The organism is Serratia rhizosphaerae (assembly GCF_009817885.1).
In the GTDB taxonomy this organism is placed as follows: domain Bacteria; phylum Pseudomonadota; class Gammaproteobacteria; order Enterobacterales; family Enterobacteriaceae; genus Serratia_B; species Serratia_B rhizosphaerae.
In genome coordinates, this window is the sequence record NZ_CP041764.1 from 1,799,272 (window position 1) to 1,824,574 (window position 25,303).

A 25,303-nucleotide genomic window follows, 5' to 3' on the forward strand; every position below is an offset into this window, starting at 1 on the left:
ATGCTCAGCGATCACGAATTCTTACGTTACAGCCGGCAGCTATTGCTGGAAGACATCGGCCCCGACGGGCAGGAAAAACTCAAAGGCGCCAGCGTGCTGATCGTCGGCCTGGGCGGGTTGGGATCGCCGGCGGCGCTGTATCTGGCCGCCGCCGGCGTCGGAACGCTGCTGCTGGCGGACGATGACCAGCTGCATCTCACCAACCTGCAGCGGCAGATCCTTTACCGCAGCGCCGACGTGCCGCACGGGAAGGCCCAACTGGCCCAACGCCACCTGCAGGCGCTTAATCCACAGGTCGAGTCGATCGCACTGGCGCAGCGCCTGCAGGGCGCAGAACTGCAACAGGCGGTGGCGCGCGCCGATCTGGTGCTGGACTGCAGCGACAATATGGCGACCCGCCACGCAATCAATGCCGCCTGCGTGGCCGCCGGCAAGCCGCTTATCAGCGGCAGCGCGGTTGGCTTCAGCGGGCAGTTGCTGGTCATCACCCCGCCGTTCCAGCAGGGATGTTACGCCTGCCTGTACCCTGACCAGACGGAGCCACAGCGCAACTGCCGCACCGCCGGCGTTCTCGGCCCGGTGGTCGGCGTCATCGGTACGCTGCAGGCGCTGGAAGCCATCAAGATGCTGGCGGGCATGCCCTCCGCGCTCAGCGGCAAGCTGCGCCTGTTCGATGGCAAACAGCAAAGCTGGCATACGCTGCAGCTGAGCAAAGCCCAGTCGTGCCCCATCTGCGGAGGCGAGCTATGCAAATCCGCCTGAATGACCAAACGCTGGAACTGGCGCCGCCGCTCAGCGTCAGCGCCCTGCTGTCGCAGCTGACGCACGACCAGCCGGGTACCGCGCTCGCCATCAATCACGTTATCATCCCGCGCGCCGACTGGGCCAATCATCTGGTGCAGGACGGCGATGACATCCTGCTTTTCCAAGCGATTGCCGGAGGCTGATATGCTGCAAATCGCCGATACCACCTTTACCTCACGCTTATTCACCGGCACCGGCAAGTTCGCCACCCCGGCGCTGATGCTTGACGCGCTGCAGGCGTCCGGCTCACAGCTGGTAACCATGGCCATGAAGCGCGTCGACCTGCAAGGCGGCAACGATGCCATTCTCGCGCCGCTGCGGCAGTTGGGCGTTCGTCTGCTGCCCAATACTTCCGGCGCCAAAACCGCCGCGGAAGCGGTATTCGCCGCCAGGCTGGCGCGCGAAGCCCTCGGCACCCATTGGGTGAAGCTGGAAATCCACCCGGACGTGAAGTACCTGCTGCCCGACCCGATCGAAACGCTGAAAGCTGCAGAAACGCTGGTCAAAGAGGGGTTTGTGGTGCTGCCTTACTGCGGCGCCGACCCGGTGCTGTGCAAACGGCTGGAGGAAGCGGGCTGCGCTGCGGTGATGCCGCTGGGCGCGCCGATCGGCTCCAACCGCGGGCTGCGCACCCGCGATTTTCTGGAGATCATTATCGAGCAGGCCAACGTGCCGGTGGTGGTCGACGCCGGCATCGGCGCACCGAGCCACGCGCTGGAAGCGATGGAGCTGGGCGCCGACGCGGTGCTGGTGAATACCGCTATCGCCGTCGCCCGCAACCCGGTACATATGGCGCAGGCTTTCCGCCTGGCGCTGGAGGCCGGCGAGCTGGCGCGCCAGGCAGGTCTCGGCCACAGCCAGCGCAGCGCGGCCGCCTCCAGCCCGCTGACCGCATTTCTCAGCCAATCGGCGGAGGTGGACTGATGGCGGACGATTTCTCGCAACGCTGGCAAACCTTTGACTGGGATGACATCACCCTGCGCATCAACAGCAAAACGGCGCGCGATGTGGAGCGGGCGCTGAACGCAGAGAAGCTGACGCGGGACGATTTTATGGCGCTGATTTCACCGGCAGCGGCTCCCTACCTCGAACCGCTGGCGCAACGCGCCCAACAGCTGACCCGCCAGCGTTTCGGCAACGTGGTCAGCTTCTACGTCCCGCTCTACCTATCCAACCTGTGCGCCAATGACTGCACTTACTGCGGTTTTTCCATGAGCAACCGTATCAAGCGCAAAACGCTGGACGCCGACGAGATCGCCCTAGAGTGCCGCGCCATCAAGGCGCTGGGTTTCGAACACCTGCTGCTGGTCACCGGCGAACACCAGACCAAGGTCGGCATGGATTATTTTCGCCGCCATCTGCCACAGATCCGCTCTCAGTTCAGTTCACTGATGATGGAAGTGCAGCCGATGTCGCAGGAGGAGTATGCGGAGCTGAAAACCCTGGGGCTGGACGGCGTGCTGGTGTATCAGGAGACCTATCATCCTGCCACCTATCAGCAACACCATCTGCGCGGGCAGAAGCAGGATTTCCACTGGCGGCTGGCGACGCCGGATCGCCTGGCGCGCGCCGGGATCGACAAGATCGGGCTGGGGGCGCTGATCGGCCTGTCCAACAGCTGGCGCACCGATTGCTATCTGCTGGCGGAGCATCTGGCCTATCTGCAGCAAACCTACTGGCAGAGCCGCTATTCGATTTCTTTCCCGCGTCTGCGGCCGTGCGCCGGCGGTATCGAACCGGCGTCACTGATGGATGAAGCGCAGCTGGTGCAGCTGATTTGCGCCTTCCGACTGTTTGCGCCTGACGTCGAACTGTCCCTGTCCACGCGCGAATCGCCGCATTTTCGCGATCACGTGATCCCGCTAGCCATTAACAGCGTCAGCGCCGGCTCCAAAACGCAGCCGGGCGGTTACGCTGACGATGTGCCGCCGGAACTGGAACAGTTTGAGCCGCACGACGGCCGCTCCCCGCAGCAGGTCGCCCAGGCGATCGACAAGGCCGGGCTGCAGCCGGTATGGAAAGACTGGGATAGCTATCTGGGACGTGCACCGCAATAAACGGCAACGTTTTCAATGGACAGAGAAAAGTGCTGGAAACGGCGCGCAGTGTCGGCAAACGCCGCTGGCCGCCGCCGACCATTGACGTAAAGTGGCGGCGTTGGTTATCAATCCCGAAGCCAACCAAGGTTATCTATCCCTCTTGATAACCTTGCCTTACCAACCCCGGAGCGTATGGCCAGAACGCCATGCGTCTCCGGTTCCGTTTCTCCCACCCGGCACCCGTCCGCAGGCAAAAAAAAAAACCGCCCCCGAAGGGACGGTTTATCAATACTGGCCCGGCGTACCGGGCCGCGGCGCGATTACTCGTCGCCGTTACCGTTCAGGCCTGCATTCAGCAATTCGGCCAGGTTGGCAGTCGCTTCTTCCGCGCTCACCTGCGGAACAACCGGTGCTTCGCCCTGTGCACGACGGCGCATGCGGTCCTGATGATAAGCGTAACCGGTACCGGCTGGGATCAGACGGCCCACGATGACGTTCTCTTTCAGGCCACGCAGTTCATCACGCTTACCGGCAACCGCCGCTTCGGTGAGAACGCGCGTCGTTTCCTGGAACGATGCAGCAGAGATGAAGGACTCGGTCGCCAAGGATGCCTTGGTGATACCCAGCAGGTCGCGCGCGAAGGTTGCACCCAACTTGCCATCTGCTTCCAGCTGGCGGTTGGCAATCTTGACGCGAGACACTTCAGCCTGCTCGCCTTCCAGGAACTCAGAGCCACCAGCGCTAACGATGGTGCCTTTACGCAGCATCTGACGAACGATAACTTCGATGTGTTTATCGTTAATCTTAACGCCTTGCAGACGGTAAACTTCCTGCACTTCGTTGGTGATGTAGCGGGTAACCGCATGCACACCACGCAGACGCAGAATGTCGTGCGGCGACTCTGGACCATCGGAAACCACATCACCACGTTCGACGCGTTCGCCTTCAAACACGTTGAGCTGACGCCATTTTGGAATCATCTCTTCGTAGGCATCGCTGCCGTCCAGCGGAGTGATAACCAGACGGCGTTTGCCTTTGGTCTCTTTACCGAACGAGATAATCCCGCTGATTTCAGCCAGGATTGCCGGCTCTTTCGGACGACGTGCTTCGAACAGATCCGCAACGCGCGGCAGACCACCGGTAATATCCTTGGTACCGCCGGATTCCTGCGGAATACGCGCCAGGGTATCACCCGAACCGATCTGTACGCCGTCTTCCAGCTGGACAATCGCTTTGCCCGGCAGGAAGTACTGAGCAGGCATGTCGGTGCCTGGGATCAGGACGTCGTCGCCGTTGGCGTTAACAATTTTCAGCGCAGGACGCAGATCTTTACCGCCCGCGGTACGTTCTGCAGAATCCAGAACCACCAGCGATGACAGACCGGTCAGTTCGTCGGTCTGACGAGTGATCGTCTGGCCGTCGACCATATCGGCGAAGCGAATGAAACCGCTCACTTCACTGACAACCGGCATGGTGTGCGGATCCCAGTTCGCAACGGTCTCGCCGCCGGTGACTTCCGCGTTATCGCCTTTCGCCATCACGGCGCCGTAAGGCACCTTGTAGCTTTCTTTGGTACGGCCGAATTCGTCGATCAGCTTCAGCTCGGTGTTACGCGAGGTGATCACCAGCTTATCGCTGCTGTTCACAACGAACTTGGCGTTGCTCAGCTTGATGCTACCGCTGTTTTTCACCTGGATGCTGGATTCAGCAGCCGCACGCGATGCCGCACCACCGATGTGGAAGGTACGCATCGTCAGCTGGGTACCCGGCTCACCGATGGACTGTGCCGCGATAACGCCGATGGCCTCACCTTTGTTGATGATGTGGCCACGCGCCAGATCACGACCATAGCAGTTTGCACACACGCCGAAGTCGGTTTCACAGCTAACGACGGAGCGAACCTTCACGCTGTCAACGGAGTTTTCTTCTAACAGATCACACCATTTTTCGTTCAGCAGGGTGTTACGCGGAACCAGAATATCCGCCGTACCCGGCTTCAACACTTCTTCAGCGGTCACACGACCCAGTACGCGCTCACGCAGCGGCTCTTTCACGTCGCCACCTTCGATGACCGGGGTCATCAGGATGCCGTCGTGGGTGCCACAGTCGTCTTCGGTCACCACCAGATCCTGCGCAACGTCAACCAGACGACGCGTCAGATAACCGGAGTTCGCGGTTTTCAGTGCGGTATCCGCCAGACCTTTACGCGCACCGTGCGTGGAGATGAAGTACTGGAGTACGTTCAGACCTTCACGGAAGTTCGCGGTGATTGGCGTTTCGATGATGGAGCCGTCCGGCTTCGCCATCAGGCCACGCATACCGGCCAGCTGACGAATCTGAGCGGCGGAACCACGCGCACCGGAGTCGGCCATCATAAAGATGCTGTTGAAGGAAACCTGCTGTTCCACTTCGCCGTCACGGTTAACCACGTCTTCTACCGACAGGTTTTCCATCATCGCTTTAGCAACGCGTTCGTTGGCCGCAGCCCAGATATCGATAACTTTGTTGTAGCGTTCGCCGGCGGTAACCAGACCAGACTGGAACTGCTCCTGGATCTCGGCAACTTCGGTTTCCGCTTCTTCGATGATCTCGGCTTTCTTCGCCGGGATAACCATGTCGTCGATGCCTACGGAAGCGCCTGAACGGGCTGCGTAAGCAAAACCGGTGTACATGATCTGGTCAGCAAAGATAACGGTCGGCTTCAGCCCCATGATGCGGTAACAGGTGTTCAGCATCTTGGAGATCGCTTTTTTGCCCAACGGCTGGTTAACGATAGAGTACGGCAGGCCCTTCGGCACGATCATCCACAGGATGGCGCGGCCGATGGTGGTGTCCACCAGGCTGGTCTGCGTCGTCCACTCGCCTTCCGCATCTTTCACTTCTTCAGTGATACGCACTTTAACGCGCGCGTGCAGAGAGGCCAGGCCAGCGCGGTAAATACGCTCGGCTTCTTTAGGACCACTCAGCACCATGCCTTCGCCTTTGGCGTTAACACAGTCACGGGTCATGTAGTACAGACCCAATACAACGTCCTGAGACGGAACGATGATTGGCTCGCCGTTCGCCGGAGACAGGATGTTGTTGGTCGACATCATCAGCGCACGCGCTTCCAGCTGGGCTTCCAGCGTCAGCGGTACGTGAACAGCCATCTGGTCACCATCGAAGTCGGCGTTATACGCCGCACAAACCAGCGGGTGCAGCTGGATGGCTTTACCTTCGATCAGTACCGGTTCAAAAGCCTGGATACCCAAACGGTGCAGGGTTGGTGCACGGTTCAGCAGTACCGGGTGTTCGCGGATCACTTCATCCAGGATATCCCAGACAACGGCTTCTTCGCGCTCAACCATTTTCTTGGCGGCTTTGATGGTGGTGGCCAGGCCACGCAGCTCCAGCTTGCCGTAGATGAACGGTTTGAACAGCTCCAGCGCCATTTTCTTCGGCAGGCCACACTGGTGCAGACGCAGGTATGGACCCACGGTGATAACGGAACGGCCGGAGTAGTCAACACGCTTACCGAGCAGGTTCTGACGGAAACGACCCTGCTTACCTTTGATCATGTCGGCCAAAGATTTCAGAGGACGTTTGTTGGAACCGGTGATCGCACGACCGCGACGGCCGTTATCCAGCAACGCATCTACCGCTTCTTGCAGCATACGCTTTTCGTTGCGCACGATGATGTCCGGCGCGGCCAGATCCAGCAGGCGCTTCAAACGGTTGTTACGGTTGATGACGCGACGATACAGATCGTTCAGATCGCTGGTCGCGAAACGACCGCCATCCAGCGGAACCAGCGGACGCAGATCCGGCGGCAGTACCGGCAGCACGGTCAGGATCATCCACTCCGGCTTGTTACCGGACTGTACGAACGCTTCCAGCAGCTTGATACGCTTGGTCAGCTTCTTACGCTTGGTTTCGGAATTGGTTTCGTTCAGCTCTTCGCGCAGAGTTTCACACTCTTGCTCCAGATCCATGTTTTTCAACAGGGCCTGGATCGCTTCTGCACCCATCTTGGCGTCGAATTCGTCACCGAACTCTTCCAGCGCGTCCAGATACTGCTCTTCGGTCAGGATCTGACGGCGCTCGAGGTTGGTCATACCGCCTTCAACCACCACGTAGGATTCGAAGTACAGTACGCGTTCGATATCACGCAGCGGCATATCCAGCAGCAAACCGATGCGGGACGGCAGCGATTTCAGGAACCAGATGTGCGCGGTTGGGGAAGCCAGTTCGATGTGGCCCATGCGCTCACGACGCACTTTGGTCTGGGTCACTTCAACGCCGCACTTCTCACAGATGACGCCGCGGTGCTTCAAGCGCTTGTACTTACCGCACAGGCACTCGTAATCTTTTACCGGCCCGAAAATACGGGCGCAGAACAAACCGTCACGCTCTGGTTTGAACGTACGGTAGTTAATGGTTTCCGGCTTCTTAACTTCACCGAACGACCACGAACGGATCATGTCTGGCGATGCCAGAGCAATCTTGATCGCATCAAACTCTTCGGTCTTAGTTTGCGCTTTCAGAAACTTCAATAAGTCTTTCACGGATTGGCTCCTGTCGGAGTTAAACCTGTTGGGAAGAGGCAAACATCGCCTCTTCCCGTGTGACCTGAACAACCACGCTCAGGCTCCTAGGCGAGGAGCCTGAGGCTGAAAGCCGATTACTCGTCTTCCAGTTCGATGTTGATACCCAGCGAGCGGATCTCTTTCAACAATACGTTGAAGGATTCCGGCATGCCCGGTTCCATACGGTGGTCGCCATCCACGATGTTTTTGTACATCTTGGTACGGCCGTTAACGTCATCCGACTTAACGGTAAGCATTTCCTGCAGGGTATAAGCTGCGCCGTATGCTTCCAGCGCCCACACTTCCATCTCACCGAAGCGTTGGCCACCGAACTGCGCTTTACCACCCAGAGGCTGCTGCGTAACCAGACTGTAAGAACCGGTTGAACGAGCGTGCATTTTATCATCAACCAGGTGGTTCAGTTTCAGCATGTACATATAGCCTACGGTTACCTGGCGCTCAAATTGCTCGCCAGTACGGCCATCGAACAGCGTAATCTGACCGGAGGTCGGGATACCGCCCATTTCCAGCAGTTGCTTGATTTCAGTCTCTTTCGCACCATCGAACACCGGCGTTGCGATTGGCATACCTTTTTTCAGGTTCTCAGCCAGACGCAGCACTTCGTCATCGCTGAAGGTGTTCAGGTCGACTTTCTGGCAAACGTCGTCACCCAGATCGTAGGCTTTCTGGATGAATTCACGCAGTTTGGCCACTTCCTGCTGCTGCTTAAGCATCTGGTTGATCTTCTCACCAATGCCTTTCGCCGCCATACCCAGGTGGGTTTCCAGGATCTGACCGATGTTCATACGTGATGGTACGCCCAGCGGGTTCAGTACGATGTCTACCGGCGTGCCGTTTTCATCGTAAGGCATATCTTCGATCGGGTTGATCTTGGAGATAACACCCTTGTTACCGTGGCGACCTGCCATTTTGTCACCCGGCTGGATCTGACGTTTAACCGCCAGATACACCTTGACGATTTTCAGCACGCCAGGTGCCAGATCGTCGCCTTGGGTGATCTTACGACGCTTGGCTTCCAGTTTCTTCTCGAAGTCGGCTTTCAGTTCGTCGTACTGCTCGGCCAGCTGCTCCAGCTGGTTTTGCTTCTCTTCGTCGGTCAGGCCCAGTTCCAGCCAGCGATCGCGCGGCAGTTGGCTCAGCTTGTCAGCTTCAACGCCGCCGGCAACCAGCACCGCGTGGATACGCGCAAACAGACCGGCTTCCAGGATCTGCAGTTCTTCAGTCAGGTCTTTCTTCGCCTGCTTCAGCTGCATCTCTTCGATTTCGAGCGCACGCTTGTCTTTTTCCACGCCATCGCGGGTAAAGACCTGTACGTCGATAACGGTACCGGAAACGCCATTCGGCACACGCAGAGAAGAGTCTTTCACATCGGACGCTTTCTCACCGAAGATCGCGCGCAGCAGTTTCTCTTCTGGCGTCAGCTGGGTCTCGCCTTTCGGCGTTACCTTACCAACCAGAATGTCGCCGCCGGTCACTTCCGCACCGATGTATACGATACCGGATTCATCCAGTTTAGAGAGCGCAGCTTCACCCACGTTCGGGATATCGGCGGTGATCTCTTCAGGCCCCAGTTTGGTGTCGCGCGACACGCAAGCCAGTTCCTGGATGTGGATGGTGGTGAAGCGGTCTTCCTGGACTACGCGTTCGGACACCAAGATGGAGTCTTCGAAGTTGTAGCCGTTCCAAGGCATGAACGCCACACGCATGTTCTGACCCAGCGCCAGTTCACCCAGATCGGTAGACGGGCCGTCTGCCAGCACGTCGCCGCGCTCGATAGGCTCGCCCAGATTGACACATGGCATCTGGTTGATGCAGGTGTTCTGGTTGGAACGGGTGTACTTGGTCAGGTTATAAATGTCGATGCCTGCTTCGCCCGGGTACATCTCGTCTTCGTTAACTTTGATAACGATACGGGAAGCATCCACGTACTGGATCACACCGCCGCGTTTGGCAACGGCGGTTACGCCGGAGTCAACCGCTACTGCGCGTTCCATACCGGTACCGACCAGCGGCTTGTCAGCACGCAGAGTTGGCACCGCCTGACGTTGCATGTTCGCACCCATCAATGCACGGTTGGCGTCATCGTGTTCCAGGAATGGAATCAGAGACGCACCAACGGATACAACCTGCTGGGTGGAAACGTCCATATAGTCAACCTGATCGCGGCTGAACAGGCTGGATTCGCCCTTGCTGCGGCAGGTGACCAAGTCTTCCACGAAGCGGCCGTCATCATCCAGGTTGGAGTTAGCCTGGGCGATAACAAAGTTGCCTTCTTCAATGGCGGACAGGTAATTGATTTCATCGGTAACCACGCCGTCACGCACGCGGCGGTACGGGGTTTCCAGGAAGCCATACTCGTTAGTCTGTGCGTACACGGACAGGGAGTTGATCAGACCGATGTTCGGACCTTCCGGGGTTTCGATTGGACATACACGACCGTAGTGGGTTGGGTGTACGTCACGTACTTCGAAGCCGGCGCGCTCACGGGTCAGACCGCCCGGGCCCAATGCGGAGATACGACGCTTGTGCGTGATCTCGGACAGCGGGTTGTTCTGGTCCATAAACTGGGACAGCTGGCTTGAGCCGAAGAACTCTTTCACCGCCGCCGAAATCGGCTTGGCGTTGATCATGTCCTGAGGCATCAGGGTGTCCAGGTCGCCCAGAGACAGACGCTCTTTCACCGCACGCTCAACGCGCACCAGACCTACGCGGAACTGGTTCTCAGCCATTTCGCCCACGGAGCGGATGCGACGGTTGCCGAGGTGATCGATATCGTCCACTTCGCCTTTACCGTTACGGATGTCGATGAGCTTCTTCATCACATCGATGATGTCTTCCTGGCTCAGGATACCTGAACCTTCGATCTCGTCGCGCAGCAGAGAACGGTTGAACTTCATACGGCCGACCGCGGACAGATCGTAGCGGTCTTCGGAGAAGAACAGGTTCTCGAACAGGCTTTCTGCTGCTTCACGCGTCGGTGGCTCGCCAGGACGCATCATGCGGTAGATCTCAACCAGCGCGCTCAGGCGGTCATTGGTCGGGTCGACACGCAGCGTCTCGGAGATGTAGGCGCCGTGATCGAGATCGTTGGTGAACAGCGTTTCGATACGCTTGTGACCAGACTGGCTCAGCTTCGCCAGCAGATCCAGCGACAGCTCCATGTTGGCGGAGCAGATCAGTTCACCGGTATTGGTATCGATGTAGTCTTTGGCGACCACTTTGCCCGCGATGTACTCAACCGGCACTTCGATACTCTTGATATCGTCTTTTTCAAGCTGACGGATATGGCGAGCGGTGATGCGACGACCTTTCTCAACGTAGATTTTGCCGTTGGCTTCGATATCAAACGAAGCGGTCTCACCACGCAGACGCTCAGGAACCAGCTCCATCTGCAGCTTGTTGTCGCGAATTTCGAAAACAACTTTCTCGAAGAACAGGTCAAGGATCTGTTCTGAGGTGTAGTTCAGCGCGCGCAGAATGATCGAGGCCGGCAGTTTACGACGGCGGTCGATACGCACGAACAGGTTGTCTTTCGGGTCAAACTCGAAGTCCAACCAGGAACCGCGGTAAGGGATGATGCGTGCGTTATACAGCACTTTACCCGAAGAGTGGGTTTTACCCTTATCGCTGTCGAAGAATACGCCAGGACTACGGTGCAGCTGGGATACGATAACCCTCTCAGTACCGTTAATAACAAAGGTACCGTTTTCGGTCATGAGCGGAATTTCGCCCATGTAGACTTCTTGTTCCTTGATGTCTTTGACCGTACCTTCTGGTGCTTCTCGCTCATAGATGACCAGGCGCAGTTTAACGCGCAGCGGTGCAGAGAACGTCACACCACGAATCTGGCACTCTTTGACGTCGAACACCGGCTCACCAAGACGGTAGCTAACGTATTGCAGCTCCGAATTGCCACTGTAGCTCTGGATTGGGAATACAGAACGGAAGGCGGCTTCAAGGCCGTACTGCCCTTCTGGATCTTGCTCGATAAACTTCTGGAACGAGTCAAGCTGGATAGAAAGGAGATATGGCACATCCAACACTTGTGGACGCTTACCAAAATCCTTACGAATACGTTTTTTCTCGGTATAGGAGTAAACCATAGGGTTCCTCAGCTCGCTGAAAAGTAGAACCTCTCTGTCCGTCCGATTAGGACAGTTCATGCAACACTATTTTGTCGACCGGAAAGCGAGGACACTTTCCGCAATACCTCTTGCTATCACTCTTAAACCATTTCATTGCACCTGCCCCCAGAACTCCTGGAGCGCACAGCTGCAGTATATTAAGTCGTCGATAGAAACAAATATTGGGAGGCAATCCAGCAGCCAAACAGTGTGAAACGCTACTGGCGCCCTACAGCGCAAAAAGGCTGGTGACTAAAAAGTCACCAGCCATCAGCCTAATCGCTTAGGCTGCAACCGGAAGGGTTGGCTTATTTAACTTCAACTTCAGCGCCAGCTTCTTCCAGGGATTTTTTCAGAGCTTCAGCGTCATCTTTGCTCACGCCTTCTTTCAGAGCGGCTGGAGCAGATTCAACCAGGTCTTTAGCTTCTTTCAGACCCAGGCCGGTAGCGCCACGTACTGCTTTGATAACAGCAACTTTGTTAGCGCCTGCAGCTTTCAGGATAACGTCGAATTCAGTTTTCTCTTCAGCAGCTTCAGCAGCACCGCCAGCAGCAACAGCTACAGCAGCAGCAGCAGAAACACCGAATTTTTCTTCCATAGCGGAAACCAGCTCAACAACATCCATTACGGACATAGCAGCTACTGCTTCCAGGATTTGGTCTTTAGTGATAGACATAACAATTGTTCCTAAGATTCAGAAATAGTTTAAATACGTTAGCAAAGGCTAAGAAAGAGCGGCTTATGCAGCTTCTTTCTGATCGCGCACAGCAGCCAGAGTACGAACCAGTTTGCCGGCAGCGGCTTCTTTCATGGTCGACATCAGGCGTGCGATTGCTTCTTCGTAAGTTGGCAGCGTTGCCAGGCGGTCGATTTGCGCCGCAGGGATCAGCTCACCTTCAAAGGCCGCAGCTTTAACCTCGAACTCTGCATTCGCTTTCGCGAACTCTTTGAACAGACGAGCAGCAGCGCCCGGGTGTTCAGTAGAGAATGCAATCAAGGTTGGACCGACAAACGTGTCTTTCAGGCATTCGAATGGAGTGCCTTCAACAACGCGACGCATCAGGGTGTTGCGAACAACACGCATGTAAACGCCAGCTTCACGACCTGCTTTACGCAGTTCAGTCATTTTACCTACGGTAACGCCGCGGGAATCCGCAACAACCGCAGACAGCGCGCCTTTGGCTACTTCGTTGACTTCAGCAACAATCGCTTGTTTGTCTTGAAGATTTAATGCCATTAGCTTTTTGCTCCTGGATTAGCCGGGGAACATCCCCGGAACTCACTTCACTTAATCGCTGCCGAAACAGCAGATCAAGCGGCTTAACACGGTGAGCAGAATCCAGCAAAGACATTCTTTTATAAAAAATTTCTTTAGGCTCTGTCACCGTCTACGCAGGAAAATTAAGTATCTTGCGATACACCTGCGGTCTTGGACGGAGGCCTGGATTAGGCCAGGCTCCAACCGAAAATTCTTGTGTCCCGCCGATAAAAACGGCAGAACCTTGGGGCATAAGATTCTAGGCGAAAATATGCCCCAAGTCAAAGCGATTAATCGTCTAAACGATTAGCTCGCTACAGCAGTCAGGCCGCTCTGATCGATAGCAACGCCAGCACCCATGGTGGTGGAGAGGCTAACTTTCTTGATGTAAACGCCTTTAGCCTGAGATGGTTTCGCTTTTTTCAGCGCAACCAGCAGGGCTTCCAGGTTTTCTTTCAGCTGAGCTGCTTCGAAATCAACCTTACCGATAGTGGTATGGATGATGCCGTTTTTGTCGTTACGGTAACGAATCTGACCTGCTTTAGCGTTTTTCACTGCTTCAGCAACGTTCGGCGTAACGGTACCCACTTTCGGGTTTGGCATCAGGCCACGTGGACCCAGAACCTGGCCCAGTTGGCCAACAACGCGCATTGCATCTGGAGATGCGATAACAACGTCAAAGTTCATTTCGCCTTTCTTGATCTGATCGGCCAGATCTTCCATGCCTACCAGCTCTGCGCCAGCTGCTTTTGCAGCTTCAGCGTTAGGGCCTTGAGCGAAGACGGCAACGCGTACGCTGCGACCGGTGCCGTGTGGCAGAACGGTAGCGCCGCGAACGTTTTGATCAGATTTACGCGCGTCGATGCCCAGGTTAACGGCAACGTCTACGCTTTCTACGAATTTAGCGGTGGCCAGCTCTTTCAGCAGAGCAACAGCTTCGGTGATGTCATACTGTTTAGTAGCATCAACTTTGTCACGGATCACGCGCATGCGCTTGGTCAGCTTAGCCATCTATTAATCCTCCACTACCAGGCCCATGGAACGAGCAGTACCTTCGATGGAGCGAATCATCGCTTCAACGTCGGAACCAGTCATGTCCGCAGCTTTGGTTTCTGCGATTTCACGTACCTGAGCACTGGTCACTTTACCGACTTTGTCTTTGTTCGGCTTGCCAGAACCAGACTTGATACCAGCCGCTTTTTTCAGCAGAACTGCTGCTGGCGGAGTTTTGGTAACGAAGGTGAAGGAGCGATCAGAATAAACGGTAATAACAACCGGGATCGGCAGGCCTTTTTCAATGCTGTCAGTCTTAGCATTGAACGCCTTACAGAATTCCATGATGTTAACACCTTGCTGACCCAGAGCTGGACCGACTGGCGGGCTCGGGTTAGCCATACCAGCTGCAACCTGCAGCTTAACGTAGGCTTGTACTTTCTTGGCCATTGAAATTTCCTCGTATGGGTAGTATCGCCTCGCAAGAGGCTCCCCGTGTTTCACCTCGCTCAAACCAATGAGCAAGGCCTCTAAAAACAAAAGGCGCGAAATTATAGTTTAATTTCGCGCCTCATACAAGACGTAAAGCCCGGATAGCTGATGATTAAACGATCAGCCTTTCTCCACCTGGCTGAAGTCCAGTTCTACCGGCGTTGCACGACCGAAGATGGAAACGGAAACCTTCAGGCGGCTCTTTTCGTAATCCACTTCTTCCACCACGCCGTTAAAGTCAGCAAACGGACCGTCGTTAACGCGCACCAGTTCACCCGGTTCGAACAGCGTTTTCGGACGTGGCTTATCGCCAACCTGCTGCAGGCGGTTCATGATGGCGTCAACTTCTTTGTCGCTGATTGGCGCTGGGCGATCCGACGTACCGCCGATAAAGCCCATCACGCGCGGAACGCTGCGCACCAAGTGCCAGCTGGCATCGTTCATCACCATTTGAACCAGCACGTAACCCGGGAAGAATTTGCGTTCGCTCTTACGACGCTGGCCACCACGGATTTCAACCACTTCTTCCGTAGGCACCATGACTTCGCCGAACAGCTCTTCCATATCGTGCAGTTTGATGTGTTCACGCAGCGATTGCGCTACGCGACCTTCAAAACCAGAAAACGCCTGAACGACGTACCAACGTTTTTTTGGAGCTTCAGACATTTTAGAACCTCAGGCCAGTAATAAACGATACCAGACGGACCAGAACGCCATCCAGCCCCCACAGAATCAAAGACATCACGGCAGTTACCGCGGCAACGATCAATGTGGTGTGCAGCGTTTCCTGGCGCGTTGGCCAAATCACTTTACGTACTTCGGTACGCGCTTCACGCGCAAACGCTACGGTGGCTTTACCTTTGGTCGTCATCAGGGCGATGGCGCCCGCAATAGCAATCACCACAACCACAGCCAGCGCACGCAATGGCAGGCTGAAATCGCGGTAGTAATAGTTACCGACAATAGCCACAACCAACAGAACGGCGACGATTAGCCACTTCATCACTTCCAGGCCGCGCCCGCTCCCTTGAGCCTCGGTATTCGCACTCATAAACCAACCTGTCACTTATGATTCAGAACAAACAACTTTGCCTCGCATTGCGAGGCAAACCAAACCGATTAGATGCTCTTCAAACAGCATTCGGTGTTTTACGCGATGACGTACCCTGTCAATACGCTTTTAAGAGCCCATCTCACCAATGATTATGAACGTAAAATCGCTGATGAGATAGGTTCTAGTTCACAGCGTAGAAAAAGGGCATCAAATGATGCCCTTTTACCGCGTGTCGCGTCAAATGTTATCAGCGATTAAGCGATAACTTTAGCAACAACACCCGCGCCTACGGTACGGCCGCCTTCACGGATTGCGAAACGCAGACCGTCGTCCATTGCGATTGGGTGAATCAGGGTAACTACCATGTTCACGTTGTCGCCTGGCATTACCATCTCTACGCCTTCTGGCAGTTCGATGGTACCGGTCACGTCAGTGGTACGGAAGTAGAACTGTGGACGGTAGCCTTTGAAGAACGGAGTATGACGGCCGCCTTCGTCTTTGGACAGAATGTACACTTCAGATTCGAACTGGGTGTGCGGCTTGATTGAACCTGGCTTCGCCAGTACCTGACCACGTTCGATTTCTTCACGCTTGATACCACGCAGCAGAACACCTACGTTCTCACCAGCACGGCCTTCGTCCAGCAGTTTGCGGAACATTTCTACGCCAGTACAGGTAGACTTAACGGTGTCTTTGATACCAACGATTTCGACTTCTTCACCTACTTTGATGATACCGCGCTCTACACGACCGGTAACAACGGTACCACGACCGGAGATGGAGAAGACGTCTTCGATTGGCAGCAGGAACGGCTTGTCTACAGCACGCTCTGGCTCTGGGATGTAGCTGTCCAGCGCTTCTGCCAGCTCAACAATCTTCGCTTCCCACTCGGCTTCGCCTTCCAGCGCTTTCAGCGCGGAACCGCGGATTACCGGCAGGTCGTCGCCTGGGAAGTCGTAAGCAGACAGCAGTTCGCGAACTTCCATCTCTACCAGTTCCAGCAGCTCTTCATCATCTACCATGTCGCATTTGTTCATGAATACGATGATGTAAGGTACGCCTACCTGGCGGCCCAGCAGGATGTGCTCACGGGTCTGAGGCATTGGGCCGTCAGTCGCTGCTACTACCAGGATTGCGCCGTCCATCTGCGCTGCACCGGTGATCATGTTTTTCACGTAGTCGGCGTGCCCTGGGCAGTCAACGTGCGCGTAGTGACGAGTCGGGGTGTCATACTCAACGTGAGAAGTGTTGATGGTGATACCACGAGCTTTTTCTTCTGGCGCGTTATCGATCTGGTCGAAAGCGCGAGCAGCACCGCCGTAGGTTTTAGACAGTACGGTAGTGATTGCAGCGGTCAGCGTTGTTTTACCATGGTCAACGTGGCCGATAGTACCGACGTTAACGTGCGGTTTTGTACGTTCAAACTTTTCTTTAGACATCGATTGTCCCTCTAAGACACGGATAAATCGGTGGTATCACCACATCAACCAAGCTTAATGCTTGCTGAATTCAGAACAGAAAGAGAATCAGGGGGCGAGAAAATAAGAAGTGGTGCTGATAGGCAGATTCGAACTGCCGACCTCACCCTTACCAAGGGTGCGCTCTACCAACTGAGCTATATCAGCACATCTTGGAGCGGGCAGTGGGAATCGAACCCACATCATCAGCTTGGAAGGCTGAGGTAATAGCCATTATACGATGCCCGCATCCTGGAACTCGGCTACCTGATTTTTCTGCAGATATTGGGATGGGGAAAGGACGGTTGGTCGCTGAATTCCTCACCCTTCGCTTTGTACAGCCTTAAACACGCTGTGCAAATCGGTTTACCTTCCCCGCCCGGCATTCATCATACTGGCTGCCGTGCGGTTTAACCTTGTTACCAAGGTTAAAAATGGTGGTGGGGGAAGGATTCGAACCTTCGAAGTCTGTGACGGCAGATTTACAGTCTGCTCCCTTTGGCCGCTCGGGAACCCCACCAGATTTTAACTACAGGTACTTGATGGTGCCGGCTACCGGAATCGAACTGGTGACCTACTGATTACAAGTCAGTTGCTCTACCTACTGAGCTAAGCCGGCATCAAGTGCAGCGCATTCTAGGTAGAGAGCGCGGGCTATGCAACAAAAAAATTGTGTTCTGCGCACTTTCGCTCACAAAACAGCCGATTTTTGCATTTTGCAGCGGATTCAGCTCGCTCCGCGCGCAAATAACCATCAAATGCGGTGACCATTCTCTATAATTTCATCCGCTTTTTGCAAGCCTTAAGCCGATGTTTCTGCATGTCGGGCGGCTCAGTGCGATCAACTGACGGTGCCCCCCTTTCTTCAATGCCTGCATCATCAGCGATCATGGCGCCCCATAATGGTGCAGACGCGCAAAAGTACGCCCTCCCGTTGACCTATCAGCAGTGGCTTCGGACGGTTGGCGTGCTTATTGCTTAGATTTCTTACCCGCATTAACCAAGGAGTTGTTGATGAAAATTGTACCGATAAATGCCAGTACGCTACCGGTCTACCGCAGCGAGTTGGCGGCACTACTGCTTGATGCCGTAAAGGGTGGCGCATCCATCGGCTATACCGAGAATATTACAGCAGAAGAAGCGGCGAACTACTTCCACGGCCTGCGCCCGGCGCTGGCAAAAGGCGAACTGCTATTATGGATTGCCAGAGACGAAAGCGGCGTTACCGGGTGTGTGCAGCTGGAACTGTGCCAGAAAGCCAATGGCCGCAACCGTGCAGAGGTCCAAAAGCTCCTGGTGCACAGCCAGGCGCGTCGTAAAGGCATCGGCCGTACGCTGATGAAAACCGTGGAAAATACGGCGCTACAGCATCAGCGCGGTCTGCTTTATCTCGATACGCAAGCTGGCAGCATCGCCGAATCGCTGTATCGCGCGATGGGGTATCACTGCCTCGGAGAACTGCCGGACTACGCCGCCACGCCCGACGGTTATTACCATCCTACCGTGATTTATTATAAGCGCCTGTTCGCGGTCAACCCGGCTTCCCGCTCGCTGGCCAGCTGAGCCACACGCGGTATCATGGCCTGATGATGCCGCCTTACAACGCACGCATTCACAAGTGCGCGCCCGTTCGCACAATTACCATTCTCTCACCACGATCGACAACAAAGTTGAAAAAAGTCTACGCCAAAAACGAAGCTGTCTATAATATGCAGCTTGTTTATTATCTGGAGTTGGCGTCCGGCGCCTTTCCCAACCTGCGTTAACAGGCAGAATTTGGCTTATGATAAAAAGAGATCAATCTTTAGCAACGCCGTACCTACAGTTCGATCGTACCCAATGGGCTGCGTTGCGAGATTCGGTGCCGCTGACGTTATCAGAAGAAGAAATTGTTAAACTGAAAGGGATTAACGAAGATCTCTCTTTAGAAGAAGTCGCGCAGATCTACCTCCCCTTGTCGCGACTTTTGAACTTTTACATCAGTTCCAATCTACGCCGTCAGGCCGTTCTGGAGCAATTTCTTGGCACCGACGGGCAGAAAATCCCCTATGTGATCGGCATCGCCGGCAGCGTTGCCGTAGGTAAAAGCACCACCGCACGTCTGCTGCAGGCGCTGCTTAGCAGCTGGCCGGAACATCGCAGCGTTGAACTGGTCACCACCGATGGCTTCCTGCACCCCAACAGAGTACTGAACGAACGCGGTCTGATGAAAAAGAAAGGCTTCCCGCAGTCTTACGACATGCATAGCCTGGTGAAATTTGTCTCAGAAGTGAAATCAGGCGCTAAACGCGTCACCGCGCCGGTTTATTCACACCTGATTTATGACGTCGTACCCGACGGTAACAAAGTCATCGAACAACCGGATATTCTGATTCTGGAAGGTCTGAACGTGCTGCAGAGCGGTATGGACTACCCACACGATCCACACCACGTCTTTGTCTCGGATTTTGTTGATTTCTCTATCTATGTCGACGCACCTGCCGAGCTGCTGCAAACCTGGTATATCAACCGCTTCCTGAAGTTCCGCCAGGGCGCGTTCTCCAATCCAAACTCCTATTTCCATAATTATGCCAAACTCTCTGAGAGTGAAGCGGTGAAAATTGCCACTCAGCTATGGAATGAGATTAATGGATTGAATTTACAGCAAAATATATTGCCAACGCGCGAGCGTGCCAGTCTGATCATGACGAAAAGTGCCAATCACGCCGTCGAGCATGTGCGCCTTAGAAAGTAGCGTTTTGCAGGGGACAGCCGTGTCCCCTGCTGGCTACACGATCACTCGGCGCTGCGTAATGAGATCTCACCGCCGATAAAGGGTTTGATCACGCCATCTTGCTCAAGCAGCAATGCGCCTTGCTGATCGATGCCACGTGCAATCCCCAGGATCTGCTGCTCGCCGATCAAGAGTTTGACCGGACGATCGATAAAGTTATCCAGCTCACGCCAGCGTGCAATGAAAGGCGACAGTCCTTCACTTTCAAACTGCCGCAATGACTGACGCATCTCATTGAGTAATGTAGCGGCAAGCTCATTGCGGTCGATAGCGATCCCGGCCTCCTGCAGGTTAATCCAACCCTGATTAATACTGTCGCTCTGCGTATCCCGCATTGCCAGGTTGATACCGGCACCAATCACAATCTGTGCAGCATCGCCGGTTTTACCTGTCAATTCAACGAGAATACCCGCCAGTTTTCGGTCATTCAGGTAAAGATCATTCGGCCACTTCACCCGGACTTTTTCTGCCCCCAAACGCTGCAGCACCTCGGTCATCACGATACCGATCACCAGGCTCAGACCAATCGCTGCCGCCGGCCCCTGCTCCAAACGCCAAAACATCGACAAATAGAGGTTGGCGCCAAAAGGAGACACCCACTGGCGCCCACGACGGCCTCGCCCCGCCTGCTGGTATTCGGCCACACAAGCATCGCCGGATTGCAGAGTGCCGATGCGATCGAGCAAATACTGATTGGTTGAGTCGACCACCGGCAGTACGGTCACCTGCTTCTCATCCAGTAACGCAGTAATACGCTGCGCTTCCAGCAGTTGAATCGGCGCCGGCAGGCTGTAGCCTTTCCCCGGGACGGTAAACACGTCTACGCCCCACTCTCTGACGGTTTGAATATGCTTGTTAACCGCGGCACGGCTCATGCCCAAATATTCACCCAGCTGCTCACCCGAATGGAAATCTCCATCGGCCAGCATGGCGATGAGCTTTAATGGTACCGTCGTATCTCTCATGAAATAGCCTCTACGGCGTCCACTTCCCCCGTGGCGGCAATAAAGCGCACCTCAGGTTCAAGCCAGACGCTAAACTTCTCAGCAACCGTGTTGCGCACATGGCGCGCCAACGCTACGATATCCTGACTGACGGCGTTATCCTGGTTAATTAATACCAGCGCCTGCTTACTATGCACCGCAGCCCCGCCAATACGATAGCCTTTTAACGCGCATTGGTCGATCAACCACCCTGCAGCTAATTTCACCCGACCATCCGCCTGCGGGAAATGCGGCATGGTAGGATACGCGGCTAATAACTCTGCGGCATGTTCCTTTTCCACCACCGGATTCTTGAAAAAGCTGCCGGCGTTGCCGGTTTCTCGTGGATCGGGCAGTTTACTGCGACGCATCGCGCAAACTGCGTCAAATACCTGATGCGGCGTTACCGTCTCTTTATCCAGCTTAGTCAGATCGCCATAGCTCAATAGCGGCTGCCACTGTTTATTCAGCCGTATACCGACGGCAACGATAAGATAGCCGACTTTAAACTGATGTTTGAAAACACTTTCCCGGTAGCCAAAGTTGCAGCGTTCCGGCACCATCCGGTCAATCTCTCCGGTCGTCAGATTGAGCAGGTCGACGTATTCACAAACATCCTTCCATTCAACGCCATACGCGCCGATATTCTGGATAGGCGCCGACCCCACGCAACCAGGGATCAGAGCCAGATTTTCCAAACCGGGCATACCACCGTCGAGCGTTCTTTTTACCAGCTCATGCCAGCTCTCACCGGCGCTGACATGAAGATGCCAACTATCCTGCTCTTCTCTGACCTTAATACCGTGCAGGCGGTTAATCATGACCGTGCCAGCAAAATCTTCTAAAAACAGGACATTACTGCCCTCTCCAAGAACCAGCAGCGGCTCTTGACGTTTTTTCGTCTTCTGCCAGACCTTAATCATTAACTCGATGTTTTCTGCAATGACCAATTGCGCTGCATTGACCGGGAGCGCAAAGGTATTGTGATTTTTTAAAGACGCGCTTTCAGTAGACATGATATTGAATACCCATTCCGGAATAATTGCACTTAGTCTACTCGAATAAATTTTTGTGGCTATTATTTGTTTTTTGATAATGCGCCGTGGCAGGCAAAATCATGAAACGGGGCAAGGCGAATCACAACCTATCCTGATGAAATATCGCAATAAATCCAGAATTTTGGCAATAGAAAATCATTCTGCATGCTATCGGACTAATAACGTGACCGCAGGGGAAACGTATAAATACATTGTTTATTGGCATAGCAATTTATTTCAGCTTTATATGCTTTCCCAATGAGTAAACATAGACTGAATAAACAATCACCCAACTATATGTATTATTACTGAGTCGCCTGGCATGGTATTGCCGATTATTGATTGAGTTCAAATAACGCAAAAAGCCTCATGCTTTCGCATGAGGCTTCTTACTTTATTTGATGCCTGGCAGTGTCCTACTCTCGCATGGGGAGACCCCACACTACCATCGGCGCTACGGCGTTTCACTTCTGAGTTCGGCATGGGGTCAGGTGGGACCACCGCGCTATTGCCGCCAGGCAAATTCTGTTTCAATCAACCCGCAACGCATCCACGCCGCCAGTCAATCCAATCTCGGAACTTCGCTGAAAATTATTCGTATCATCCTGATACTCACCCCTTCGGGGCCAACGCTCCGCGTTGTTCAAAATCGTTCCCGACGATTTTGTCATCCGTCTCTAAAACACCTTCGGTGTTGTAAGGTTAAGCCTCACGGTTCATTAGTACTGGTTAGCTCAATGCATCGCTGCACTTACACACCCAGCCTATCAACGTCTTAGTCTTAAACGTTCCTTCAGGGGCCTTAAAGGCCCAGGGAAGACTCATCTTGAGGCAAGTTTCGCGCTTAGATGCTTTCAGCGCTTATCTTTTCCGCACTTAGCTACCGGGCAATGCCATTGGCATGACAACCCGAACACCAGTGGTGCGTTCACTCCGGTCCTCTCGTACTAGGAGCAACCCCTCTCAATCTTCCAACGCCCACGGCAGATAGGGACCGAACTGTCTCACGACGTTCTAAACCCAGCTCGCGTACCACTTTAAATGGCGAACAGCCATACCCTTGGGACCTACTTCAGCCCCAGGATGTGATGAGCCGACATCGAGGTGCCAAACACCGCCGTCGATATGAACTCTTGGGCGGTATCAGCCTGTTATCCCCGGAGTACCTTTTATCCGTTGAGCGATGGCCCTTCCATTCAGAACCACCGGATCACTAAGACCTGCTTTCGCACCTGCTCGAGCCGTCACTCTCGCAGTCAAGCTAGCTTATGCCTTTGCACTAACCTCACGATGTCCGACCGTGATTAGCTAACCTTCGTGCTCCTCCGTTACTCTTTGGGAGGAGACCGCCCCAGTCAAACTACCCACCAGACACTGTCCTCACCCCCGATTAGGGGGCCGAGTTAGAACATCAAACATTAAAGGGTGGTATTTCAAGGTTGGCTCCATGCAGACTGGCGTCCACACTTCAAAGCCTCCCACCTATCCTACACATCAAGGCTCAATGTTCAGTGTCAAGCTATAGTAAAGGTTCACGGGGTCTTTCCGTCTTGCCGCGGGTACACTGCATCTTCACAGCGAGTTCAATTTCACTGAGTCTCGGGTGGAGACAGCCTGGCCATCATTACGCCATTCGTGCAGGTCGGAACTTACCCGACAAGGAATTTCGCTACCTTAGGACCGTTATAGTTACGGCCGCCGTTTACCGGGGCTTCGATCAAGAGCTTCTGGTTACCCATAACCCCATCAATTAACCTTCCGGCACCGGGCAGGCGTCACACCGTATACGTCCACTTTCGTGTTTGCACAGTGCTGTGTTTTTATTAAACAGTTGCAGCCAGCTGGTATCTGCGACTGGCTTCAGCTCCATCCGCAAGGGACTTCACCTACGCGCCAGCGTGCCTTCTCCCGAAGTTACGGCACCATTTTGCCTAGTTCCTTCACCCGAGTTCTCTCAAGCGCCTTGGTATTCTCTACCTGACCACCTGTGTCGGTTTGGGGTACGATTTCGTGTTACCTGGAGCTTAGAGGCTTTTCCTGGAAGCTTGGCATCAACTACTTCTGCACCGTAGTGCATCGTCATCACGCCTCAGGGTTAGCAAGCAACCGGATTTACCAGGTCACTCCCCTACACGCTTAAACCGAGACAACCGTCGCTCGGCTAGCCTAGCCTTCTCCGTCCCCCCTTCGCAGTAACACCAAGTACAGGAATATTAACCTGTTTCCCATCGACTACGCTTTTCAGCCTCGCCTTAGGGGTCGACTCACCCTGCCCCGATTAACGTTGGACAGGAACCCTTGGTCTTCCGGCGTGCGGGTTTTTCACCCGCATTATCGTTACTTATGTCAGCATTCGCACTTCTGATACCTCCAGCATGCCTCGCAGCACACCTTCAACGGCTTACAGAACGCTCCCCTACCCAACAACGCATAAGCGTCGCTGCCGCAGCTTCGGTGCATGGTTTAGCCCCGTTACATCTTCCGCGCAGGCCGACTCGACCAGTGAGCTATTACGCTTTCTTTAAATGATGGCTGCTTCTAAGCCAACATCCTGGCTGTCTGTGCCTTCCCACATCGTTTCCCACTTAACCATGACTTTGGGACCTTAGCTGGCGGTCTGGGTTGTTTCCCTCTTCACGACGGACGTTAGCACCCGCCGTGTGTCTCCCGTGATAACATTCTTCGGTATTCGGAGTTTGCATCGGTTTGGTAAGCCGGGATGGCCCCCTAGCCGAAACAGTGCTCTACCCCCGAAGATGAGTTCACGAGGCGCTACCTAAATAGCTTTCGGGGAGAACCAGCTATCTCCCGGTTTGATTGGCCTTTCACCCCCAGCCACAAGTCATCCGCTAATTTTTCAACATTAGTCGGTTCGGTCCTCCAGTTAGTGTTACCCAACCTTCAACCTGCCCATGGCTAGATCACCGGGTTTCGGGTCTATACCTTGCAACTAGACGCCCAGTTAAGACTCGGTTTCCCTACGGCTCCCCTATTCGGTTAACCTTGCTACAAAATATAAGTCGCTGACCCATTATACAAAAGGTACGCAGTCACACCACGAAGGTGCTCCCACTGCTTGTACGTACACGGTTTCAGGTTCTATTTCACTCCCCTCGCCGGGGTTCTTTTCGCCTTTCCCTCACGGTACTGGTTCACTATCGGTCAGTCAGGAGTATTTAGCCTTGGAGGATGGTCCCCCCATATTCAGACAGGATAACACGTGTCCCGCCCTACTCATCGAACTCACGACCTGTGCATCTTCGTGTACGGGACTATCACCCTTTACTGTGCGACTTTCCAGACGCTTCCACTGACACACAAGCCGATTCAGGTTCTGGGCTCTTCCCCGTTCGCTCGCCGCTACTGGGGGAATCTCGGTTGATTTCTTTTCCTCGGGGTACTTAGATGTTTCAGTTCCCCCGGTTCGCCTCGTTAAGCTATGTATTCACTTAACGATAGTGTGTCGAAACACACTGGGTTTCCCCATTCGGGTATCGTCGGTTGTAACGGTTCATATCACCTTACCGACGCTTTTCGCAGATTAGCACGCCCTTCATCGCCTCTGACTGCCTAGGCATCCACCGTGTACGCTTAGTCACTTAACCTCACAACCCGAAGGTGTCTTTCGACATCGTCGCATTGCTACATTTGAGAGACTCTATGACAGGTTACTCCTCATCCCGAACTTCTACGGGGGACAAG

Annotated in this window: 17 protein-coding genes, 4 tRNA genes and 2 rRNA genes; 6 read left to right on the top strand and 17 right to left on the bottom strand. The window is 54.5% G+C overall.

Annotated features, from left to right (window positions below):
- Genes FO014_RS08495 through thiH form a run of 4 tightly spaced genes read left to right on the top strand, consistent with a single transcriptional unit; the run spans position 1 to position 2,861 of the window.
- Positions 1 to 762 (top strand): HesA/MoeB/ThiF family protein, encoded by a 762-nt coding sequence (locus FO014_RS08495; RefSeq protein WP_160028980.1) that lies wholly within the window; start codon positions 1 to 3, stop codon positions 760 to 762.
- Positions 747 to 947 (top strand): sulfur carrier protein ThiS, encoded by a 201-nt coding sequence (gene thiS / locus FO014_RS08500; RefSeq protein WP_160028982.1) that lies wholly within the window; start codon positions 747 to 749, stop codon positions 945 to 947. Before FO014_RS08495 ends, thiS begins: the two co-directional genes overlap by 16 nt.
- Before the next feature lies 1 nt (position 948).
- The gene (locus tag FO014_RS08505) at positions 949 to 1,728 is read left to right on the top strand and encodes a thiazole synthase (protein ID WP_105229432.1); all 780 of its coding nucleotides are present in this window, start codon (positions 949 to 951) and stop codon (positions 1,726 to 1,728) included.
- A complete protein-coding gene (gene thiH, locus FO014_RS08510) occupies positions 1,728 to 2,861 on the top strand; it encodes a 2-iminoacetate synthase ThiH (RefSeq protein ID WP_105229431.1) in 1,134 nt (377 codons plus the stop codon). The genes FO014_RS08505 and thiH overlap by 1 nt, the downstream gene beginning before the upstream one ends.
- Positions 2,862 to 3,163: 302 nt before the next feature.
- On the opposite strand, the gene rpoC is transcribed toward thiH, so the two are convergent.
- The 13 genes from rpoC to FO014_RS08575 all read right to left on the bottom strand — a co-directional run bounded on the left by rpoC (position 3,164) and on the right by FO014_RS08575 (position 17,427).
- On the bottom strand, positions 3,164 to 7,387 hold the full coding sequence (gene rpoC, locus FO014_RS08515) for a DNA-directed RNA polymerase subunit beta' (RefSeq protein WP_160028984.1): 4,224 nt from the start codon (positions 7,385 to 7,387) through the stop codon (positions 3,164 to 3,166).
- A 116-nt stretch (positions 7,388 to 7,503) separates the two neighbouring features.
- Positions 7,504 to 11,532: a DNA-directed RNA polymerase subunit beta gene (rpoB, locus tag FO014_RS08520; protein WP_160028986.1), complete on the bottom strand. Its 4,029-nt coding sequence runs from the start codon at positions 11,530 to 11,532 to the stop codon at positions 7,504 to 7,506.
- A gap of 329 nt (positions 11,533 to 11,861) precedes the next feature.
- Positions 11,862 to 12,230 carry a 50S ribosomal protein L7/L12 gene (rplL, locus tag FO014_RS08525; RefSeq protein WP_015344225.1) on the bottom strand — a complete coding sequence of 123 codons (369 nt, stop codon included), beginning with the start codon at positions 12,228 to 12,230 and terminating at the stop codon, positions 11,862 to 11,864.
- Positions 12,231 to 12,293: 63 nt separating this feature from the next.
- Positions 12,294 to 12,791: a 50S ribosomal protein L10 gene (rplJ, locus tag FO014_RS08530; protein WP_015344224.1), complete on the bottom strand. Its 498-nt coding sequence runs from the start codon at positions 12,789 to 12,791 to the stop codon at positions 12,294 to 12,296.
- Between the two features lie 327 nt (positions 12,792 to 13,118).
- Positions 13,119 to 13,823, bottom strand: coding sequence for a 50S ribosomal protein L1 (gene rplA / locus FO014_RS08535; protein WP_105229428.1), 705 nt, complete (start codon positions 13,821 to 13,823; stop codon positions 13,119 to 13,121).
- A gap of 3 nt (positions 13,824 to 13,826) precedes the next feature.
- Positions 13,827 to 14,255, bottom strand: a complete 429-nt coding sequence (gene rplK / locus FO014_RS08540) for a 50S ribosomal protein L11 (RefSeq protein ID WP_004089458.1) — start codon at positions 14,253 to 14,255, stop codon at positions 13,827 to 13,829.
- Positions 14,256 to 14,417: 162 nt separating this feature from the next.
- The gene (nusG, locus tag FO014_RS08545; RefSeq protein ID WP_004929914.1) at positions 14,418 to 14,963 is read right to left on the bottom strand and encodes a transcription termination/antitermination protein NusG; all 546 of its coding nucleotides are present in this window, start codon (positions 14,961 to 14,963) and stop codon (positions 14,418 to 14,420) included.
- Position 14,964: 1 nt separating this feature from the next.
- Entirely contained in the window at positions 14,965 to 15,348 is a 384-nt protein-coding gene (gene secE / locus FO014_RS08550) for a preprotein translocase subunit SecE (RefSeq protein WP_105229427.1), read from the bottom strand.
- Between the two features lie 257 nt (positions 15,349 to 15,605).
- Positions 15,606 to 16,790: an elongation factor Tu gene (gene tuf / locus FO014_RS08555; protein WP_105229426.1), complete on the bottom strand. Its 1,185-nt coding sequence runs from the start codon at positions 16,788 to 16,790 to the stop codon at positions 15,606 to 15,608.
- 110 nt (positions 16,791 to 16,900) lie between these two features.
- A tRNA-Thr gene (locus tag FO014_RS08560) sits at positions 16,901 to 16,976 on the bottom strand.
- A gap of 6 nt (positions 16,977 to 16,982) precedes the next feature.
- A tRNA-Gly gene (locus FO014_RS08565) sits at positions 16,983 to 17,057 on the bottom strand.
- A gap of 186 nt (positions 17,058 to 17,243) precedes the next feature.
- A tRNA-Tyr gene (locus tag FO014_RS08570) sits at positions 17,244 to 17,328 on the bottom strand.
- Between the two features lie 23 nt (positions 17,329 to 17,351).
- A tRNA-Thr gene (locus FO014_RS08575) sits at positions 17,352 to 17,427 on the bottom strand.
- A gap of 395 nt (positions 17,428 to 17,822) precedes the next feature.
- Between FO014_RS08575 and FO014_RS08580 the strand changes: the two genes are divergently transcribed.
- On the top strand, positions 17,823 to 18,371 hold the full coding sequence (locus FO014_RS08580; protein ID WP_160028988.1) for a GNAT family N-acetyltransferase: 549 nt from the start codon (positions 17,823 to 17,825) through the stop codon (positions 18,369 to 18,371).
- A 220-nt stretch (positions 18,372 to 18,591) separates the two neighbouring features.
- A complete protein-coding gene (gene coaA, locus FO014_RS08585; protein ID WP_160028990.1) occupies positions 18,592 to 19,542 on the top strand; it encodes a type I pantothenate kinase in 951 nt (316 codons plus the stop codon).
- 41 nt (positions 19,543 to 19,583) lie between these two features.
- Here the strand turns inward: coaA and birA are convergent, their stop codons facing one another.
- From birA to FO014_RS08605, 4 genes are all read right to left on the bottom strand, one after another.
- Positions 19,584 to 20,546, bottom strand: a complete 963-nt coding sequence (gene birA, locus FO014_RS08590; protein WP_160028992.1) for a bifunctional biotin--[acetyl-CoA-carboxylase] ligase/biotin operon repressor BirA — start codon at positions 20,544 to 20,546, stop codon at positions 19,584 to 19,586.
- On the bottom strand, positions 20,543 to 21,580 hold the full coding sequence (murB, locus tag FO014_RS08595; RefSeq protein ID WP_160028994.1) for a UDP-N-acetylmuramate dehydrogenase: 1,038 nt from the start codon (positions 21,578 to 21,580) through the stop codon (positions 20,543 to 20,545). Before murB ends, birA begins: the two co-directional genes overlap by 4 nt.
- Positions 21,581 to 22,004: 424 nt before the next feature.
- Positions 22,005 to 22,120: ribosomal RNA gene (gene rrf, locus FO014_RS08600) — 5S ribosomal RNA — on the bottom strand.
- Between the two features lie 179 nt (positions 22,121 to 22,299).
- Positions 22,300 to 25,206, bottom strand: a 23S ribosomal RNA gene (locus FO014_RS08605).
- Positions 25,207 to 25,303: the final 97 nt, after the last annotated feature.

Coding starts and splice junctions, on each gene's coding strand:
- rplA (WP_105229428.1), bottom strand. CDS start 13,823: ATGGCTAAGCTGACCAAGCGCATGCGCGTGATCCGTGACAAAGTTGAT.
- thiH (WP_105229431.1), top strand. CDS start 1,728: ATGGCGGACGATTTCTCGCAACGCTGGCAAACCTTTGACTGGGATGAC.
- FO014_RS08505 (WP_105229432.1), top strand. CDS start 949: ATGCTGCAAATCGCCGATACCACCTTTACCTCACGCTTATTCACCGGC.
- murB (WP_160028994.1), bottom strand. CDS start 21,580: ATGTCTACTGAAAGCGCGTCTTTAAAAAATCACAATACCTTTGCGCTC.
- rpoB (WP_160028986.1), bottom strand. CDS start 11,532: ATGGTTTACTCCTATACCGAGAAAAAACGTATTCGTAAGGATTTTGGT.
- secE (WP_105229427.1), bottom strand. CDS start 15,348: ATGAGTGCGAATACCGAGGCTCAAGGGAGCGGGCGCGGCCTGGAAGTG.
- rplL (WP_015344225.1), bottom strand. CDS start 12,230: ATGTCTATCACTAAAGACCAAATCCTGGAAGCAGTAGCTGCTATGTCC.
- thiS (WP_160028982.1), top strand. CDS start 747: ATGCAAATCCGCCTGAATGACCAAACGCTGGAACTGGCGCCGCCGCTC.
- nusG (WP_004929914.1), bottom strand. CDS start 14,963: ATGTCTGAAGCTCCAAAAAAACGTTGGTACGTCGTTCAGGCGTTTTCT.
- FO014_RS08495 (WP_160028980.1), top strand. CDS start 1: ATGCTCAGCGATCACGAATTCTTACGTTACAGCCGGCAGCTATTGCTG.
- birA (WP_160028992.1), bottom strand. CDS start 20,546: ATGAGAGATACGACGGTACCATTAAAGCTCATCGCCATGCTGGCCGAT.
- FO014_RS08580 (WP_160028988.1), top strand. CDS start 17,823: ATGAAAATTGTACCGATAAATGCCAGTACGCTACCGGTCTACCGCAGC.
- rplK (WP_004089458.1), bottom strand. CDS start 14,255: ATGGCCAAGAAAGTACAAGCCTACGTTAAGCTGCAGGTTGCAGCTGGT.
- rplJ (WP_015344224.1), bottom strand. CDS start 12,791: ATGGCATTAAATCTTCAAGACAAACAAGCGATTGTTGCTGAAGTCAAC.
- tuf (WP_105229426.1), bottom strand. CDS start 16,790: ATGTCTAAAGAAAAGTTTGAACGTACAAAACCGCACGTTAACGTCGGT.
- coaA (WP_160028990.1), top strand. CDS start 18,592: ATGATAAAAAGAGATCAATCTTTAGCAACGCCGTACCTACAGTTCGAT.